This window comes from Streptomyces sp. NPDC047117 (genome assembly GCF_040643545.1).
Classification (GTDB): Bacteria; Actinomycetota; Actinomycetes; order Streptomycetales; family Streptomycetaceae; genus Streptomyces.
The window spans coordinates 75,173-93,512 of sequence record NZ_JBEYUN010000002.1; the positions used below are offsets into that span (position 1 = coordinate 75,173).

An 18,340-nucleotide genomic window follows, 5' to 3' on the forward strand; every position below is an offset into this window, starting at 1 on the left:
TCTCCAGAATGTGGAGCAGTTACCTGGACAATTCGCGCCCTGTAGGACGGCGCTTCAGGGCCCCGGGTTCCATCAGCCGGTCCGGCCGTCCGGCCGCCCAGCAGGAAGTGGACATGGACCTCACCAGTAAGACCGTTCTGCTGCTCACCGTGCTGGTCGCGGTGGCACTCTTCGCCGCCACCGTGCTCCTCTGGCCGCGGCTCGCGAGCCGCACCTGGCGCGCGGTGACCGGCCGGATCGGCCTGCTGCTGGCAACCCAGCTGACCCTCTTCGCCGCGGTCGGACTCGTGGTCAACAACGCCTTCGGCTTCTACGCGTCCTGGGCCGACCTCTTCGGCCAGGAGACCGAGACCGGAGTGGTGGTCGACCACTCGACCAAGCGCCAGGGCATCGAACGGACCGGCCTCCCGCAGGACAACCGACGGGCGGACGTCGCAGGCCGGCTCGACAAGGTCCTCATACGCGGCGAGAACACCGGCATCACCAGCCCCGCATACGTCTACCTACCGCCGGAATACTTCCAGCCCCAGAACGCGCAGAAGCGTTTCCCCACAGCGGTAGTCCTCACCGGCTACCCCGGCACGGCAGAAGCCCTCTACACCAAACTGCACTACCCCCAGACCCAGCGGCGCCTGGTCTCCCAGGGCAAGATGCAGCCGACGATCCTGGTCATGATGCGCCCGACGGTCGCCCCGCCCCGCGACACGGAATGCATGGACATACCGGGCGGCCCGCAGACCGAGACCTTCTTCACCAAGGAACTCCGCGCGGACATCGCGGCGCACTACCGGACCGGCACCCAGGCCCGTAACTGGGGCATCATCGGCGACTCCACGGGCGGCTACTGCGCGCTCAAGATGACCATGCGCCACCCGGAGGCCTTCTCGGCGGGCGCCGCCCTCTCCGGCTACTACAAGGCCCCGCTCGACCCCACCACCGGCGACCTCTTCGCCGGCGACCCCCGGCTCCAGCGCGAGAACGACCTGCTCTGGCGCCAGCGCCACCTCCCGCCCCCGCCGGTGAACCTGCTGGTCACCACCAGCAAGCAGGGCGAAACCAACTACGCCGACACGATGCGCTTCATACAGCAGGCCAAGGCCCCCACCCGGGTCTCGTCCATCGTCCTCGAAAGCGGCGGCCACAACTTCAACACGTGGCGCCGAGAAATCCCCCCGGCCCTCACCTGGCTGAGCACCCGCCTGAGCGCATAAAAAGACCCGCACCCGAGTCTTTTCACCCACCACCGACGGGAGGGGACGGGCCGCAGCGGGTGGGGTACCGGACGTAAAGCGAAGCAGTCCGGTACCCCACCCGCGGAGGCCCGGCACCGGACGTCACGCCCCGCGCAAGCGATATCGCCCGCGGCAGGCGCAACGGCGGGGCACCCACAACAGCGAAAGGCGTTACCGCGCCAGAATCAGGCTCATAGCCTCCGCACGAGTAGCCGCATCCCGCAGCTGCCCCCGCACCGCGGACGTCGTCGTCTTCGCCCCCGGCTTACGAACCCCCCGCATGGTCATGCACATGTGCTCGCACTCGACCACGACGATCACGCCGCGCGGCTCCAGTATCTGCATCAGAGAGTCCGCGATCTGCGTGGTCAGCCGCTCCTGGACCTGCGGACGGCGCGCGTACACGTCCACCAGCCGGGCCAGCTTCGACAGCCCCGTGATCTTCCCGTCGGACGACGGGATGTATCCGACGTGCGCCACGCCCACGAACGGCACCAGGTGGTGCTCGCAGGAGGACACCACCTCGATGTCCTTGACCAGCACCATCTCGTCATGACCGAGGTCGAAGGTCGTCGTGAGGACGTCCTCGGGCTTCTGCCACAGGCCCGCGAAGATCTCCCTGTACGCCCGCGCCACACGGGCCGGCGTCTCCAGCAGGCCCTCGCGGTCCGGGTCCTCACCGACCGCGATCAGGAGTTCGCGCACGGCGTCCGCGGCACGCTTCTCGTCGAATTCGCCGATCGTGCCTTCGCCGTCCAGCGTCACCGGGTCGGTCATCTGGTGCCTCGTTCCTTCTTCATTCCGCTACGAACGCGAAATGCCGCGCCCCCCAGGCTAGAACCTGGGGGGCGCGGCATTCATTCCGGGGCCGGTGTGGCTACCGGCGGGCCGGTCACGTGGCGACCGGGGGTTCCGTCGGGCCGAGGCCCGACCGTCACCCCTGACGTCACCCCTCGCTGCTTCCACTTCCGGAGGAATCCTCCGGAAGCTCGACCTTCTCCGTGGAGACGGTCGGCGTCACGGACGCCGCACCGTTGGCCGCGGCCAGCTCCTTGGGAGCGAGCACCGGCGGGCGGGTGGACGGCGTACGCCGCGAGGAGCCGGTCCACGCGGGGCGGGCCGGGCGCTTCACGATGTGCTTGAAGACCTCGGCGATCTCCTCCTTGCCCAGGGTCTCCTTCTCCAGGAGCGCCAGGACCAGGTTGTCGAGCACGTCGCGGTTCTCGACCAGGATCTCCCACGCCTCGTTGTGCGCGGTCTCGATCAGCTTCTTGACCTCCTCGTCCACCAGCGCCGCGACCTCTTCGGAGTAGTCGCGCTGGTGGGACATCTCGCGGCCCAGGAAGGGCTCGGAGTTGTCGGAGCCGAACTTGATCGCACCGAGCCGCTCGGTCATGCCGTACTGCGTGACCATCGCGCGCGCCGTGGCGGTCGCCTTCTCGATGTCGTTCGCCGCACCCGTCGTCGGGTCGTGGAAGACCAGCTCCTCCGCCGCGCGGCCGCCCAGCATGTACGCCAGCTGGTCGAGCATCTCGTTGCGCGTGGTGGAGTACTTGTCCTCGTCCGGGAGCACCATCGTGTAGCCGAGGGCACGGCCCCGGGACAAGATCGTGATCTTGTGGACCGGGTCGGAGTTCGGTGAGGCCGCCGCGACCAGGGCGTGTCCGCCCTCGTGGTACGCGGTGATCTTCTTTTCCTTGTCCGACATGATCCGGGTCCGCTTCTGCGGTCCCGCCACGACCCGGTCGATCGCCTCGTCCAGGAAGTGGTTGTCGATCAGCTTCTTGTCGCTGCGAGCCGTCAGCAGGGCGGCCTCGTTCAGCACGTTCGACAGGTCCGCACCCGTGAAGCCCGGCGTACGGCGCGCGACCGCACCCAGATCGACATCGGGCGCGACCGGCTTGCCCTTCTGGTGAACCTTGAGGATCTCCAGACGGCCCTGCATGTCGGGGCGGTCGACGGCGATCTGCCGGTCGAAGCGGCCCGGACGCAGCAGCGCCGGGTCCAGGATGTCCGGCCGGTTCGTGGCGGCGATCAGGATGACGCCGCCCTTCACGTCGAAGCCGTCCATCTCGACGAGCAGCTGGTTCAGCGTCTGCTCGCGCTCGTCGTGGCCACCGCCGAGACCCGCACCGCGGTGCCGGCCGACGGCGTCGATCTCGTCGACGAAGACGATCGCCGGGGCGTTCGCCTTGGCCTGCTCGAAGAGGTCACGGACACGCGAGGCGCCGACACCCACGAACATCTCGACGAAGTCGGAGCCGGAGATCGAGTAGAAGGGCACGCCCGCCTCGCCCGCGACGGCGCGCGCGAGGAGCGTCTTGCCCGTACCGGGCGGGCCGTACAGCAGTACGCCCTTGGGAATCTTGGCGCCGACGGCCTGGAACTTCGCCGGCTCCTGCAGGAACTCCTTGATCTCGTGGAGCTCCTCGACGGCCTCGTCCGACCCCGCGACGTCCGAGAAGGTCGTCTTGGGGGTGTCCTTGGTGATGAGCTTCGCCTTGGACTTGCCGAAGTTCATGACCCGGGAGCCGCCGCCCTGCATCTGATTCATCAGGAACAGGAAGACGACGACGATCAGAACGAACGGCAGCAGCGAGAGCAGCATGCCCACGAAGGGGCTCTGCTTCTGCGGCGAGACGGTGTACCCGTCCTTGATGTCGCCCGTCTGGTACTTGGCCTGCAGGGTCTTGGCGAGCTCGACGCCCTGGTCGCCGATGTAGCTCGACTGGATCTTGTCGGAGCCCTCGACCTTGTTGCTGCCGGAGAGCTCGACCTTGACCTTCATTTCGTCGCCGGTGGTCAGCTCGGCGGACTTGACCTTGTTGTCAGTGATCGCCTTGACGACCTGACCGGTGTCCACCGTTTTGTAGCCGCCAGACGAACTGACGACCTGCATCAACACGACCACGGCGAGGACGGCCAGCACGATCCACATGACCGGCCCACGGAAGTATCGCTTCACGTCCATCCATACGGAGCCTTGAGGCCCCGTCCCTCCTGCCACAGTGAGGCACTCCAGCCCTCGGGGAGGTCTGGTCGTGCGTACGGTGTATTACTGGCCCGAAAAAGACTGACCTTCGGACGGTACCCCAGCATTGTCACCCGACGCCGCTGCCCGTGGTGAACAATGCGGCTTGGATTCCGCCCTCCCTGCTCCAACGGCGGGAGGCCGCAAAGGGTTCCCGCCGTCCGGCGCGAGGGGCTTTCCGGGGTTCTCCGGGCCCTTCCGTCGCTTCCGACGGGGCGTCAGCCGCCGTAGACGTGCGGCGCGAGCGTGCCCACGAACGGCAGGTTCCGGTACTTCTCGGCGAAGTCCAGGCCGTAACCCACGACGAATTCGTTGGGGATGTCGAAGCCGATCCACTTCACGTCGATGTCGACCTTGGCCGCCTCGGGCTTGCGCAGCAGCGTGCAGACCTCCAGCGAGGCCGGCTCGCGCGAGCCGAGATTCGACAGCAGCCAGGACAGCGTCAGGCCGGAGTCGATGATGTCCTCGACGATCAGGACGTGCTTGCCCTTGATGTCGGTGTCCAGGTCCTTGAGGATCCGGACCACGCCCGAGGACTGGGTGCCCGCGCCGTACGACGACACGGCCATCCAGTCCATCGTGACGGGGGTGGACAGCGCACGCGCCAGATCCGCCATCACCATCACGGCGCCCTTCAGAACGCCGACGATGAGCAGCTCCTTGCCCGCGTACTCCGCGTCGATCTTCGCGGCCAGCTCGGCCAGCTTCGCGTCGATCTCTTCTTTGGTGATGAGCACCGACTGAAGGTCGGAACCCATGTCCTTGTCGTCCACCCGTGCCACTCTCGCTCGGTTCGGTGTCATGTGACTCGTCCGGCCGGGCGGTCCCGCGCGGCTCAGCCCTGCCGGATGACCAGTTTGCCACCCTGCCGTCGCACACCCACCAGCCCGGGGAGGTCGATCGCTCCCTGACCGCGCCAGGCGGTGATCAGCCGGTCGACTTCCTCGATGTGCCGGGCGAAGAGCGAACCCGCAGGTGAACCGGCGCGCAACAGGGCCCGGCGGAGCACCCGTCGGCGGACCGCGGCGGGCAGTGCGTAGAGCGCGGCGACGTCCAGCGCGCCGGTGGCATCGGCCACACCGTGCTCGGCCTCCGTGGCCCAGGAGTCCAGCGCGTCGGCGTCGTCGCGGGAGAGCTGGGCCGTACGGGCGAGGGCCTCGACGACGCCTTTGCCGAGCGCCTTCTCCAGGGCGGGCAGGCCCTCGTGGCGGAGCCGGGAGCGGGTGTACGAGGGGTCGGTGTTGTGCGGGTCGTCCCACACGGGCAGCGACTGGATCAGGCAGGCCTTGCGGGCGGTCTGGCGGTCGATCCCGAGGAACGGGCGGCGGTACCGGCCTTCGGAGCCGGAGACGGCGGCCATGCCGGACAGCGAGCGGGTCCCGGAGCCGCGGGCGAGGCCGAGGAGGACGGTCTCGGCCTGGTCGTCACGGGTGTGGCCGAGGAGGACGGCGTCCGCGCCGTACCGTCGCGCGGCGTCGTCCAGAGCGGCGTAACGGGCCTCGCGGGCGGCCGCCTCGGGGCCGCCGTCCCTGCCCACCTCGACGGAGACGGCCTCGGCGGGGTCCAGCCGGAGCGCCTGCATCCGGAGGACCACCTCCGCCGCCCGGGCGTCGGAGCCGTGCTGAAGGCCGTGGTCGACCGTGACGCCGCCCGCGCGGACGCCGAGGCGCGGGGCTTCGAAGGCGAGTGCGGAGGCGAGCGCCATGGAGTCGGCGCCGCCGGAGCAGGCGGCGAGCACCAGGGGCGGCGGAGCATCGGGACCGGACCGCCGGCTGTGGGACGTCAGGACGTCGTGGAGTACGCGGCGGACCGCCAGGCGTATTGCGGCGACCGCTGGATGGGGACCCATGTCCGTTTCCAATCGTTCAGCTGGGGGAGCCACGGGCCGGGCGGCGCGTGGCCGTCCGGCCCACCGGGAGCATCTCGGGAGCGAGCGCCGGGGGGATCGCGCCGGGCGACCCCCGGGGCGGTCACTCAGAGTGTCTCGATGGTGACAGAGATGAGCAGTTACCCGAGCATTGCACGCCTCTCCCCGAGCCACGGTCCCTCAGAAGGGTGATTGAGGGGGCGTTCGTCTGTCCTACGGCGCGCCCGCGCCGCGCCGCCTTCCTACGGCGCACCGTCCGCCTTGCGATGCACCCGCGCGACCCAGTCCGCCGGTTTGGCGATCTCCTGCTTGGTGGGGAGGGTGTTCGGCGAGGTCCACACGCGGTTGAAGCCGTCCATGCCGACCTCGTCGACGACGGCCCGCACGAAGCGCTCGCCGTCCCGGTACTGCCGCAGCTTGGCGTCCAGGCCCAGCAGCTTGCGCAGCGCCTGGTCCAGGCGTCCCGCGCCGCTCGCCCGGCGCTGCTGGAACTTCTCCCGGATCTCCGTCACCGACGGCACGACCTGCGGGCCCACGCCGTCCATGACGTAGTCGGCGTGCCCCTCCAGCAGGGACATCACGGCGGTCAGCCGGCCGAGGATCTCGCGCTGCGCCCTGGTCTGCACGAGGTCGACGAGGCTCCGTCCGCCGTCCTCGCCCGCCTCGCCCTCGGGGCGGGCCCCGGCGAGCGACTGGGCGGCCTCGCGCAGCCTCTCCAGGAGCGTGCCCGGGTCGATCTCGGTCTCGGCGAGGAACGCCTGCACCTCGCCCTCGATGTGGTCGCGCAGCCACGGCACCGCGGTGAACTGCGTACGGTGCGTCTCTTCGTGCAGGCAGACCCACAGCCGGAAGTCGTGCGGCGCCACGTCCAGCTCGCGCTCGACGTGGACGATGTTCGGCGCGACGAGCAGCAGCCGGCCGCCCTTGGCACCCGCCGGGAGGTCCCTGGTGGGCGGCGCGAACGTCTCGTACTGGCCGAGCACGCGGGACGCCAGGAACGACAGCAGCATGCCCAGCTCCACGCCGGTGACCTTGCCGCCGACCGCGCCTATCACCGCGCCACCGGGGAGCGAGGAGCGGCGCTCCTGCATCTTCTCCAGCAGCGGCTTCAGTACGGCGCGGAAGCCGGCCACGTTGGCGCGGATCCAGCCGGGCCGGTCCACGACCAGTACGGGCGTGTCGTGGAGCGCGTCCGCGCCGCCGGGCGGCGTCATGCGGGTGAACGCCCGTACGTGCTCCTCGGCGGCCTTGGCGTGCCGGCGCAGCTCGGCGACGACCGCGCGGGCCTCGTCCCGGCTCACCTCGGGCCCCGGCCTTACGAAGCGGGAAGCGGTCGTCACCGCGAGATTCCAGTCGACCATCTCGGCACCACCGATGCTCGTCATGACTTCACGGTACGGGTGCGCCCGGCCGGGGGGTAGCCGATTCGCGGCGAGCGGCGGTACCCGGCCGTCCCGTACGGCGGCGCCGGCCTCACCGGCAGCCGCAGTTGGCCACCGCCGAGGCGAGCCGGTCGAGGGCCTGCTGTGCCGCGGCTCCATCGCCCGCGCCGTTGGTCATGAAGGCGAAGGTCAGCAGGCGGCCGTCGGCGTCGACGACCGTGCCGGCGAGCGTGTTCACGCCGGTCAGGGTGCCGGTCTTGGCGCGTACGGCACCGGCGCCCGCGGCCTCGTCGGCGTACCGGCTCTCCAGGGTGCCGGTGAAACCGGCCACGGGGAGGCCGGTGAGGACCGGGCGCAGCTCCGGGTGGTCCGGTGCCGCGGCGAGCAGCAGCACATGGGAGAGCAGGCGGGCCGAGACCCGGTCGTCGCGGTCCAGGCCGCTGCCGTCCTCGAAGTCGGTCTTCGCCACGGGGATGCGGAGCTGTCCGAGAGTGCGCTGTACGGCGCGTCCGCCGCCCTTGAAGGTCGTGGGCTGTCCGGTGGCCACGGCGGTCTGGCGGGCCAGCTGCTCGGCGATGTCGTTGTCGCTGTGGGTGAGCATGCGCTCGACGATCGAGGAGAGCGGCAGGGAGGACGCGGTGGCCAGCCGGGTGGCCGCGCGCCGGGCGTCGGTGTCCCCGGTCCCGCCGGTGACCTCGATGCCGTGGGCGCGCAGGTCGTCGGCGAAGGCCCGGGCGGCCGCGGCGGACGGGTCGGTGGCGCGGGGCGCGGGGCCGTGGCCGCTGTCGTCCAGGCGGCCCTCGTCGGCGGTGAGGGCGGTGATGGGGGCGAGGTTCTCGTTGGGGCCGATCGGGTGCAGGGCCGGCCCCTCGTACAGCGAGTCGTCGTACCGCAGGGTGACCTTCTTCGCGCCGCGCTTCTTGAGGGCGCGGGCGGTGTCGGCGGCGAGGTCCCCGAGGGCGGCGGGGCGCTCGGCGGCCGGCGTCCCGCTCTTCGGGGTGCGGGCGGTGAGGGTGGGGTCGCCGCCGCCGACCAGGACGACCCGGGGAGTGCCGTCCTTCGTGCGGCCGTCCTGGACGGCCTTCGTGGTGAAGCGGTGGTCGGGCCCGAGGGCGGTGAGGGCGGCCACGGCGGTGCCGAGCTTGATCGTGGAGGCGGGGGTCGCGGTCCGGTCGGCGCGGCTCGCGAAGACCTCGCGGCCGGTGGCGACGTCCATGACCGAGGCGGTCCGGACCGGGCCCAGCGCCGGAGCCTTCAGGAGGGGCGCCAGGGCGTCCGCGAGGCCGCTGCCGGTGGGCGGGGGCGCGCCGTCCCCGCCGCCCTTCACAGGGGCGCCCAGGGCCGCCAGTACGGGTGCGGCGCCCGGGGCCGCGGGGCCGTCGCCGTGATGCTCACCACCCCTGCCGTCCCAGCGGGCCGCGCGGGCCCGTTCGGCCGTAGTCTGACCGGAGTCCCAAGGACCGGCCGCCGCAACCGCGCCGGCCGCCACCGCGAGACCGGCGACGGCGGAGCCGGCCGACAGCTGCCATGTCCGTTTCCGCTGGACAGGGGTCTTTCGCCACCACTGGCGGGCGAAGAACCACTCGTCGGCCACGAACTGCGCGGCGCCCCGGCCCGCACCGGCTGTCGCCCGTATGCAGGACCGGCACCCGCCGACCCACCTGACCTGCCACGACCTGGTCTCCGGCACTTTGGACCAGCCCCTTTCGCCACCACACACCTGCGTGGGGGACACTTAATCACCAGACGTATGTGTTGATCATGGAGGAGCCACCCGTGGAGTTCGACGTCACCATCGAGATCCCGAAGGGTTCGCGGAACAAGTACGAGGTGGACCACGAGACCGGTCGGATCCGCCTGGACCGTCGACTCTTCACCTCGACCAGCTACCCGGCGGACTACGGCTTCGTCGAGAACACTCTCGGCGAGGACGGTGACCCGCTGGACGCGCTGGTCATCCTGGACGAGCCGACCTTCCCGGGTTGCCTCATCAAGTGCCGCGCCATCGGCATGTTCCGCATGACCGACGAGGCCGGCGGCGACGACAAGCTGCTGTGCGTCCCCGCCTCGGACCCGCGCGTGGAGCACCTGCGCGACATCCACCACGTGTCGGAGTTCGACCGCCTGGAGATCCAGCACTTCTTCGAGGTCTACAAGGACCTGGAGCCGGGCAAGTCGGTCGAGGGCGCCAACTGGGTGGGCCGCAGCGAGGCCGAGGCCGAGATCGAGGCCTCCTTCAAGCGCCTGGAGGCGCAGGGCGGCAAGCACTGAGCCTGATCGGCTCGGCTTTCCGACCACTGCCGGTCCCTGGCCGGTGATTTCGATGGGCGGGCACCCGCGGGTGTCCGCCCATCGGCGTACAAGATGTCCTCAATCGCCGGACAGGCTTGATTTCACCGGCTGGTTCCCGGCGTCTCAGAAGCCGCGTGTGCGCTTCGCTGCGCGGCGGTTGGCGGCGTCCTCGCCGGCCGGGGCCCTGATGAAGAGGCGGGCCACCTCGCCTCCGAGGTTCACGCCGACCGCGATGGCCAGCGCCAGCGAGACCGCCTTGATCAGCGAGGAGATGCCCTCGTTCAGATTGCCCTGGGCGAAGTTGAGCAGCGCGAAGTACGTCGCGCTACCGGGCAGCAGCGGGCCGATGGCGGCCGTGACGTACGGCAGTGCCGAGGCATAGCGGTACCGCGACAGCAGCTGCCCGAAGAGGCCGACCAGACCGGCCGCGATCGTCGTGCCGACCACCGGGTTGACGTTGGCCTGTACGAGGACGCCGTACGCCACCCAGGCGACGCCGCCGTTGAACGTCGCGAACAGCACGGTGTGACGTTCCTGCTGAAGCAGGACACAGAAGGCCAGCGCCAGCAGCAGCGAGGCGATGATCTGCACCACCGGCTCGTCGTACGTGCCCAGCGCCTCTTCCGGGTTCAGCGTGTGGGCACTGAGCTGGACGCCCAGATAGAGCACGCCGAGCACGCCGATCACGATGCCGACGATGAGGTAGCCGACCTCCAGCAGGCGTGCGGCCGCGGTGATGTAGTAACCCGTCAGGCCGTCCTGCACGCCCGCCACCAGCGCCCGTCCCGGGATCAGTGCGAAGAGGCCACCGGTGATGACCGCCGACGCCTGCACGCCCGTGTTCACCATGCTCAGCGCCACACCCATCGCGGCGGGCGGCATCGCCGCGGCCACGAACTGGTAGAACTCCGGCAGCCCGCGCCCGGAGGCGAGCCAGGCCAGCCGGTCGCCGAGCATGGACCCTATGGCGGCCGCGATGAACACCGTCAGACCGCCGCCGACCAGCATGCTCGCCGCGCCGGACAGCAGTCCGGACGCCACGGTGAGCGCCCAGCTGGGGAACGGGTGGCGGTTACGGCGGATCTCGGCGAGGCCGCGGTAGGCCTCCTCCAGCGTGATGCCCTCGGAGGTGATGTCGTCGACCAGCCGGAAGACGGCCGAGAGCCGGGTGTAGTCCACACCGCGCCGGCGGACCGTACGGCTGGCCGTCACCGGGTCGTCCACCAGCGACGGCTGGTACGAGATCGACAGCAGCGTGAAGGTCACGGTGGGCTCGACGCGCTCCAGCCCGTAGGCGTGCGCCACACCGAACATCGCCGCCTCGACGTCCTCGGCGCCCTCACCACCGGCGAGCAGGATCTCGCCGATACGAAGGGTGAGGTCGAGCACGCGCGGCACGGCGGGCCCGGTCTCGTCGGCGCGTTCGCTCCGCTCCGGAGCCGGGCGCTCGGTGACCGGCATCCGCAGCATCGTGCGCATCCGGTCCTGCCACGGCACGTCCTTGGTGAGGCTGATGGCCGGTATGCCGTGCGGCGGGGTGAAGGCGGGCCAGCCGGCGGGCGTCGTCGGCAGCGGGTGGGTGCCCGTGGTGGAGCCGTTGCTGCCGTTCGTGCTGCTGCCCGGCGGCGCGAAGGCCGACCCCTCCGGCTCGACGGGCGCCTCGGTCCGCATGCCCTCCGGCACGGTGAACTCGGAGGTGGGGTGCTCGTCCTCGGGCAGCGGGGTGTAGGGCATGCCGAGCGGCGGGGTGAACGCGCTCCGCGCCTCGTCCGTTTGGGGTTTGCGGTCCTCGGGGGACTCCGCGTCCGACGCCACTGCTCCTCGCTCCTCGTGCGCCTCTGCCGTCCGTCGTCAAGTGCCACCATGCCTGATCGCCGCCCTTGGCGCGCGGGGCGGGGGGTTCGCAAGGCGGTTTTTGGGGGGTGAGTACCCGCCCTGGACGCCGCGAAGGCGCCCCTGGGCCGTTCCGCGGCGGTGCGGAACGGAAGGGACGCCGGAGGGCGGTGCGGTACGGGGTGAAGGGTTGCGCAGCCGGTCAGCGCTTGGCGTGGCGGCCGCGGCGGCCGTCGCCCGGGGGCTGCTGAGGGTCCTGCGGGTGCGGCTGCCGCGGCCCCTGCTGAGGCTGCTGCGAAGGTGAATGATACTGCTCCGGCCCGGCCTCCTGCTGCCCGGGACCGCCGTACGGAGCGTCTCCCGACTGCCCGCCGTACGGGGGCTGCTGGGGGTGCTGCGGCTGCTGTCCGTAGGGCGCCCGCGGCGGCTCCTGACGGCCGTACTGCGGCTGCTGCGGCTGCTGTCCGTAGGAGGGCTGCTCCTGGCGGCCGTACGGGGGCTGCTCCTGAGCCTGCCCACGGTCCTGGCCGTACGGAGCCTGCGCCTGACCGTACGGTGCCTGGCCCTGGCCGTAGGGGGCCTGCCCCTGGCCGTACGGGGGCTCCTGACGGCCGTACGGCTGCTGCTGGTGGCCGTACGGGGGCCGCTCCTGGCCGCCGCCGTACGGGGCCTCGTGACCGCCCCGGCCGTTCTGGCCGCCGTACGGAGCGCGCTGCTGCCCGCCCGCGGCGCCGTACGGCGCGTGGTCCTCGTCCTGCCCGATGCGCGGCATCGGCTGGGTGGCGTCCGCGGGGCCGCCCGCGGCCGGGCCGGCCGCCGGGGTGTCCTCGCCCGCCGCGGCCGCCTTCTTGGACTTGCTGCGGCCGCGGAGGTACTCGATGACGATCGGGACGACGGAGATCAGCACGATGAGGACGAGGATCGCCTCGATGTTCTTGTGCACGAACTCGATGCCGCCGAGCGCGGCGCCCAGCAACGTCACGCCCGCGCCCCACAGGGCGCCGCCGATGACGTTGTAGGTGATGAAGGAGCGGTAGTTCATCCGGCTGACGCCCGCGATGATCGGCGTGAACGTCCGCACGATCGGTACGAAACGCGCCAGGATCAGCGACTTCGGGCCGTGCTTCTCGAAGAACTCGTGCGCCTTCTCGACGTTCTCCTGCTTGAACAGCTTGGAGTCGGGCCGCTTGAAGAGCGACGGCCCGACCTTCCGGCCGAAGAGATAGCCCGCCTGGTCGCCGAGGACCGCCGCCAGCACGATCAGCACACAGACCAGCCACAGCGGCCGGTCCAGCTTGCCCGCCGTGACCAGCAGGCCCGTCGTGAACAGCAGGGAGTCGCCGGGCAGGAAGAAGCCGATCAGCAGGCCGGACTCCGCGAAGACGATGACCAGCACGCCGATCAGGCCGAAGGTGCCGATCAGATAGTCCGGGTCCAGCCACTGGGGGCCGAGCGCGAGAGTGTTCACGGTGTGCAGGGCTCCTGGGTCGAGGGCGCCGGGTCGGGCAGTACGCGGAATGCGGGGTACAGGCGCATTGTGCGGCCCAAAGCTATCAACGCCTCATGACGCCCCTTGGTTCCAGCTGTGGGGTACGCCCGTCCGAGCGCCGGAACCGGACGGTCCGCTGTCCGGTTCCGGCGCCCGCCCTCAGGAGTGGCGGACCGCGTTCGCCGGCATCGCGTCCCGCATGCAGACCGCGAGCCCCGGCCTGATCGCCTCGTACGTGGCGGTGAACCGCTCGTCCGCGACGTACATCTCGCCGAGGCCGGCATGCCTCTCGTACGCGCAGTCGTAGTGGTGCCGGCTGATGAACCGGCGGTGCTCCTCGGCCGCCGCCATCTCCTGGAGCCTGGAAATCCGGGCGGTCAGCAGGTCGTGCTGACGCCGCAGGTGCTGGGGGTGCCCCCTGCTCGTAAGAGCTTGGGGAGGATCCGCGTCCGGGTCGTCCAGGCGAACCCGGCGACCTGTCCCACCGAGTACGTCATCTCCGCTCCCTTCCCGGTACGCGCTTCACGATGGGTCCTCACGTCGCGTGAGGTGCAAGTCCGTATGCCGGAAGAAAGTGGAGGGCGGATACAACCAATGGCATCCTTCGCCCATGCTGGGGATAACGGATCTTCCTACGTATCTCGCCGGACTGGCGCTGATCATCCTGCTGCCGGGACCGAACTCGCTGTACGTCGTCTCGGTGGCGGCGCGGCGCGGCCCGAAGGTGGCCTACCGCGCGGCCGCGGGGGTGCTCTGCGGGGACACGGTGCTGATGACGCTGTCGGCGGGGGGTGTGGCGTCGCTGCTGAAGGCCAGCCCGCTGGCCTTCGGGATCGTGAAGTTCGCGGGCGCGGGCTATCTGACGTGGCTGGCCTTCGGGATGCTGCGCGGCGCGGTGGCGCTCTGGCGCGGCCGGGAGGCCCGTAAGGCCACGGAGGAGGGCGCCGCGGCGCGCCCCAAGGAGGAGAACGAGCGGCCGTACCGCCGCGCCTTCGTGGTCAGCCTGCTCAACCCGAAGGCGATCCTGTTCTTCATCTCCTTCTTCGTGCAGTTCGTCGACCCGCACTACGCGCACCAGGCGCTGTCCTTCCTGGCGCTCGGCGCGTGGGCCCAGGCGTTCAGCCTCACGTACCTGTCAATCCTGATCTTCAGCGGTACGTACCTGGCGGCGACCTTCCGCAAGCGCCGGCGCCTGACCGCGGGGCTGACCGCGGGCGCCGGGGCGGCGTTCCTGGGGTTCGCCGCGAAGCTCTCGATGGCCGGTACGGGCTGACCCGTACGGCCGACGGCTAGGCAGCGGGCGAGCCGCCCCCGGGGAAGGGCGGCTTGTCCGCGAACGGGTTCTCCGTGCCCTCGGGGAGGACGCCGACGAACGGCTCGCCCTCGCCCGCGAAGACGTACGCGCCGCCCTCGATACGGGCGATCAGGGAGCGGGCCCAGGCCACCCCGGTATCCGCGGCGTGCACCCACATGTTCATGATCTCGCCGATGTGGCCGAGCTGCTCCGGGCCGTCCTCGGGGACGTAGTGCCCGGTGACCTCGGCGCGCCAGGCCTCCAGGTCCCGGACCCGCTCCGTCAGCAGGGCCGCCGCCTCCGCGCGAGGCAGGTCGACCATGAAGCCAATGCCGGCGCTCAGCACGTCCAGCTTCTGGTCGTGCTGGGAGAGCGCGGCCCGCAGCAGCGCGAAGTACTCCGCCTCACCGGCGTCCGTCAGCTCGTACTCCGTGCGCGGCGGGCCGCCGGCCGTGCTCGGCGCCGTCTCGTGCGCGTGGAGCAGGCCCTGCTTCGCCATCTGCTTCAGTGCGTGGTAGATCGAGCCGGGCTTGGCGTGGGACCACTCATGGGCGCCCCAGTACTCCAGGTCGTTCCGCACCTGGTAGCCGTGGGTCCGGCCGTGCTGCCGCACGGCTCCCAGTACCAGCAGCCGGATCGCCGACATCGCTCCGCGCTCTCCTCGTCCCCGGACGTGACCTTCCGGTGAGCACGCTACTGCCCGGCGGCGCCCGCCCCCTGCTGCCCCTCCTTCTCGCGCAGCGCCCGCTCCTCGTCCACCAGGCCGAAGGCGGTCCTGCCGTCCAGGGACTCGCGGATGATGTCGGCATGGCCGGCGTGCCGCGCGGTCTCCTCGATGAGGTGCAGCACCAGCCAGCGCATGGACTGCACGGCCTGCGGCGGGAACCACGGCGCCTCGGGCAGCGGGAAGGTGTCGTCCAGGCTCGGCACCGAGCGGATGAACTCCTCGGTCTCCTCCGCCACCCGGTCGTAGAAGGCGAGCATGCCGGCGACCGTCTCGTCCTCCGCCAGCCGGAAGCCGAGGTGCCAGGTGGTCTCGTCCGGCTCGATGGTGGACGGGCGTTGCTTGGCCATGTCCAGCCAGTTCAGCTCGGTCTCCGCGACGTGCTTGAGCAGCCCGGAGAGGGACAGCTCGCTGGCGCTGGGGCGGCTCGCGGCCGCCTCGTCGGTCAGCCCGAGCAGCGCGCGGCGCAGCCCGCCGCGCTGGGCCGCCAGGAACTGCAGAAGCGCGCCGCGCTCGTCACCGCGGGCCTCGGCAAGTACGTGAGTGGGCATGGCAGCCGCCTTTCGTCACTTCGGGGGTGTCGGGAGGATTCCTCCCGACACCGCAGAAGCTACGGGCCCTTGCGGTCAGGTTCTGTCCGCAACTCCTCGGCCCTTCGGGGGCGGCGTGCCGCAGCCGTTCAGAACGGGAAGATGGTCCGTTCGTGCTGGATCGACACCCACTTCTGCGTGGTGAAGGCCTCCACCGTCGACTCCCCGTTGAGGCGGCCGACGCCGGACGCCTTCTCGCCGCCGAAGGCGACCAGCGGCTCGTCGTGGACCGTGCTGTCGTTGATGTGGATCATGCCGGTCTCGATCTGGCGCGCCACTCGTGCGCCGCGCTCCACGTTGCCCGTGTGCACGGCGCCGCTCAGCCCGTACGGGGAGTCGTTGGCCATGCGTACCGCCTCGTCCTCGCCGTCGAAGGAGCGGAGCAGCACCACGGGCCCGAAGATCTCCTGCGTGTACAGCACGGAGTCGGCGGGCAGTCCGGACAGCACGGTCGGCTCGACCAGGTTGCCCTGCGTACGGCCGCGCACGAGGGGCGTGGCGCCCTCGGCGACCGCCCGCTCCACCAGCGCGGTCAGCGCCTCCGCCTGGAAGCTGTTGATGAGCGGGCCGATGTGGGTGTCCGGGTCGCGCGGGTCGCCGGTCCGCAGCTTCTTGACCTTGGCCACGAACTTCTCGGTGAACTCCTGCTCGACCTTGCGGTCCACGAGGACGCGGTTGGCGGCCATACAGACCTGGCCCTGGTACACGAAGCGGCTGAAGACCGCGGCGTCCACGGCGTAGTCGATGTCCGCGTCGTCCAGCACGATCAGCGCGCTGTTGCCGCTCAGTTCGAGGACGGCCCGCTTGAAGTGGCCCGCGGTGACGGCGGCGACGTGGCGGCCGACCTTGTCCGAGCCGGTGAAGGAGATGACGCGCGGCACGGGGTGCTCTATGAGCGCGTCGCCGATCTCGGCGATGTCGGTGATCAGGACGTTCAGCAGGCCGGCCGGCAGCCCGGCGTCCTCGAAGATCTTGGCGATCAGGCCGCCGCCGACCACCGGGGTGTTCTGGTTGGGCTTGACGACGACGGCGTTGCCCAGCGCCAGCGCGGGCGCCACGGACTTCAGGGTGACCAGGAACGGGAAGTTGTACGGGCTGATCACGCCGATGACGCCGACGGGGAGGCGGTAGACGCGGTTCTCCTTGCCCTCCACGGGGGACGGCACGATGCGGCCCTCGGGGCGGAGCGCGAGCTGCACCGACTCGCGCAGGAACTCCTGCGCCGTACGCACTTCGTAGGCCGCTTTGACGCGCGTACCGCCGAGCTCGACGACGATCGCCTCGATGATCTCGTCCTCGCGCTCCTGGACGATGCGCAGCGCGTTCTCGAATATCAGCCGGCGGCTGTAGGGATTGGTCCGCGCCCATTCGCGCTGTGCGCGTTCGGCCGCCCGGTAGGCCTCGTCGACCTGGTCCACGCCCGCGACGGTGACCGACGCCAGCTTTTCCTGGTCGTACGGATTGAAATCGATGATGTCCCACGAGCCGCTGCCGACCCGCCACTCACCGTCGATGAACTGGTAGGCCAGGTCGGAGAAGAAGGACATGGTCGTTCCTACTCTGTGCGGGCGCCTGTGGGGTGGCTGATCCGACGTCATTCTACTGACGAGTCACGTCAATTGGAGCAGACCGCGAAGAAGATCCCGGGTGCGGGAGGGATCGAGGCTCTCCTCCTGCAGGCTGCTCATCACCCGCTCGTACTGCCCGACCTCCTCGGCCTTGTCCAGATACAGCGCGCTGGTGAGCTGTTCCAGATAGACGATGTCGGAGAGATCGGACTCGGGGAAACGCAGCATCGTGAAGGCACCGCTCTCGCCCGCGTGCCCGCCGAAATTGAACGGCACGACCTGGAGCCGCACGTTCGGACGCTCGGATATGTCGATCAGATGCTGGAGCTGGCCGCGCATGACGGTGCGGTCTCCGTAGGGGCGGCGCAGCGCCGCCTCGTCCAGCACGCAGTCGAACTGCGGCGCCCGCTCGGCTATGAGGAGCTTCTGCCGCTCCTGGCGCAGCGCGACCCGACGGTCGATCTCCGAGGCGGCGGCGTCGGGCATGCCACGGCTGACGACGGCATGGGCGTACCCCTCCGTCTGCAGAAGACCGTGCACGAACTGCACTTCATAGGTGCGGATGTGCGACGCGGCTCCTTCCAGTCCCACATATGTCTGGAACCAGCCGGGAAGCACATCGCCGAAACTGTGCCACCACCCCGCCACATTGGCCTCACGGGCCAGCCCGAGGAGGGAGTCACGCTCGGCCTCGTCACCGACGCCGTAGAGGGTGAGCAGGTCCGCCACGTCCCGCGCCTTGAAGCTCACGCGACCCAGCTCCATGCGGCTGATCTTCGATTCCGAAGCGCGGATCGAGTAGCCGGCAGCCTCACGTGTTATCCCGCGGGACTCTCGCAGCCTCCGCAGCTGCGACCCCAGCAGGATGCGCCGCACCACAGATCCGCTCGACTCACTTGCGGTCACAACTCAGACCCTCCCGTGGCCCACCCCGTCCAACAGTGAGCGGCAGTCTGCCACGTCCGGGCTCCGTTGCGTGCTCGGCCGGTTACGGATATGAGCCCCTTCTGGCACCGCCGGTAAAGAGCTGGACAAGAG

15 protein-coding genes and 1 pseudogene are annotated in these 18,340 nt (G+C 70.4%); 3 read left to right on the plus strand and 13 right to left on the minus strand.

The window, feature by feature from the left end; all coding sequences use genetic code 11:
* The first annotated feature begins 113 nt into the window (after window positions 1-113).
* Entirely contained in the window at window positions 114-1,211 is a 1,098-nt protein-coding gene (locus ABZ840_RS03430; protein WP_361552619.1) for an alpha/beta hydrolase-fold protein, read from the plus strand.
* A 192-nt stretch (window positions 1,212-1,403) separates the two neighbouring features.
* Here ABZ840_RS03430 and folE read toward each other — a convergent pair whose 3' ends face one another.
* From folE to dacB, 6 genes are all read right to left on the minus strand, one after another.
* Entirely contained in the window at window positions 1,404-2,009 is a 606-nt protein-coding gene (gene folE, locus ABZ840_RS03435) for a GTP cyclohydrolase I FolE (RefSeq protein ID WP_361552622.1), read from the minus strand.
* Between the two features lie 169 nt (window positions 2,010-2,178).
* Window positions 2,179-4,203 (minus strand): ATP-dependent zinc metalloprotease FtsH, encoded by a 2,025-nt coding sequence (ftsH, locus tag ABZ840_RS03440; protein WP_361552625.1) that lies wholly within the window; start codon window positions 4,201-4,203, stop codon window positions 2,179-2,181.
* Between the two features lie 278 nt (window positions 4,204-4,481).
* Window positions 4,482-5,021: a hypoxanthine phosphoribosyltransferase gene (gene hpt / locus ABZ840_RS03445; RefSeq protein ID WP_031058519.1), complete on the minus strand. Its 540-nt coding sequence runs from the start codon at window positions 5,019-5,021 to the stop codon at window positions 4,482-4,484.
* Between the two features lie 77 nt (window positions 5,022-5,098).
* Window positions 5,099-6,112, minus strand: a complete 1,014-nt coding sequence (tilS, locus tag ABZ840_RS03450; RefSeq protein ID WP_361552627.1) for a tRNA lysidine(34) synthetase TilS — start codon at window positions 6,110-6,112, stop codon at window positions 5,099-5,101.
* A 260-nt stretch (window positions 6,113-6,372) separates the two neighbouring features.
* The gene (locus ABZ840_RS03455) at window positions 6,373-7,515 is read right to left on the minus strand and encodes a zinc-dependent metalloprotease (RefSeq protein ID WP_361552630.1); all 1,143 of its coding nucleotides are present in this window, start codon (window positions 7,513-7,515) and stop codon (window positions 6,373-6,375) included.
* Window positions 7,516-7,603: 88 nt separating this feature from the next.
* Window positions 7,604-9,202, minus strand: a complete 1,599-nt coding sequence (gene dacB / locus ABZ840_RS03460; protein ID WP_361552633.1) for a D-alanyl-D-alanine carboxypeptidase/D-alanyl-D-alanine-endopeptidase — start codon at window positions 9,200-9,202, stop codon at window positions 7,604-7,606.
* Between the two features lie 86 nt (window positions 9,203-9,288).
* On the opposite strand from dacB, the gene ABZ840_RS03465 reads away from it, so the two are divergent.
* Window positions 9,289-9,783 carry an inorganic diphosphatase gene (locus ABZ840_RS03465; RefSeq protein WP_030260327.1) on the plus strand — a complete coding sequence of 165 codons (495 nt, stop codon included), beginning with the start codon at window positions 9,289-9,291 and terminating at the stop codon, window positions 9,781-9,783.
* A gap of 144 nt (window positions 9,784-9,927) precedes the next feature.
* Here ABZ840_RS03465 and ABZ840_RS03470 read toward each other — a convergent pair whose 3' ends face one another.
* The 3 genes and pseudogenes from ABZ840_RS03470 to ABZ840_RS03480 all read right to left on the minus strand — a co-directional run.
* Window positions 9,928-11,619 carry a threonine/serine exporter family protein gene (locus ABZ840_RS03470; RefSeq protein WP_361552635.1) on the minus strand — a complete coding sequence of 564 codons (1,692 nt, stop codon included), beginning with the start codon at window positions 11,617-11,619 and terminating at the stop codon, window positions 9,928-9,930.
* 220 nt (window positions 11,620-11,839) lie between these two features.
* On the minus strand, window positions 11,840-13,105 hold the full coding sequence (locus tag ABZ840_RS03475) for a VTT domain-containing protein (protein WP_361552637.1): 1,266 nt from the start codon (window positions 13,103-13,105) through the stop codon (window positions 11,840-11,842).
* A gap of 180 nt (window positions 13,106-13,285) precedes the next feature.
* Window positions 13,286-13,534: pseudogene (locus tag ABZ840_RS03480) on the minus strand (TipAS antibiotic-recognition domain-containing protein); the annotation flags it as partial.
* A 202-nt stretch (window positions 13,535-13,736) separates the two neighbouring features.
* Between ABZ840_RS03480 and leuE the strand changes: the two are divergent.
* On the plus strand, window positions 13,737-14,399 hold the full coding sequence (gene leuE, locus ABZ840_RS03485) for a leucine efflux protein LeuE (protein WP_361552640.1): 663 nt from the start codon (window positions 13,737-13,739) through the stop codon (window positions 14,397-14,399).
* Between the two features lie 16 nt (window positions 14,400-14,415).
* Here leuE and ABZ840_RS03490 read toward each other — a convergent pair whose 3' ends face one another.
* From ABZ840_RS03490 to ABZ840_RS03505, 4 genes are all read right to left on the minus strand, one after another.
* Window positions 14,416-15,066, minus strand: a complete 651-nt coding sequence (locus ABZ840_RS03490; protein WP_361552643.1) for a PadR family transcriptional regulator — start codon at window positions 15,064-15,066, stop codon at window positions 14,416-14,418.
* Between the two features lie 47 nt (window positions 15,067-15,113).
* Window positions 15,114-15,695, minus strand: a complete 582-nt coding sequence (locus ABZ840_RS03495) for a DinB family protein (protein ID WP_361552646.1) — start codon at window positions 15,693-15,695, stop codon at window positions 15,114-15,116.
* A 128-nt stretch (window positions 15,696-15,823) separates the two neighbouring features.
* On the minus strand, window positions 15,824-17,281 hold the full coding sequence (locus tag ABZ840_RS03500) for an aldehyde dehydrogenase family protein (RefSeq protein WP_361552649.1): 1,458 nt from the start codon (window positions 17,279-17,281) through the stop codon (window positions 15,824-15,826).
* Between the two features lie 63 nt (window positions 17,282-17,344).
* Window positions 17,345-18,208 carry a helix-turn-helix transcriptional regulator gene (locus ABZ840_RS03505; protein ID WP_110944247.1) on the minus strand — a complete coding sequence of 288 codons (864 nt, stop codon included), beginning with the start codon at window positions 18,206-18,208 and terminating at the stop codon, window positions 17,345-17,347.
* Window positions 18,209-18,340: the final 132 nt, after the last annotated feature.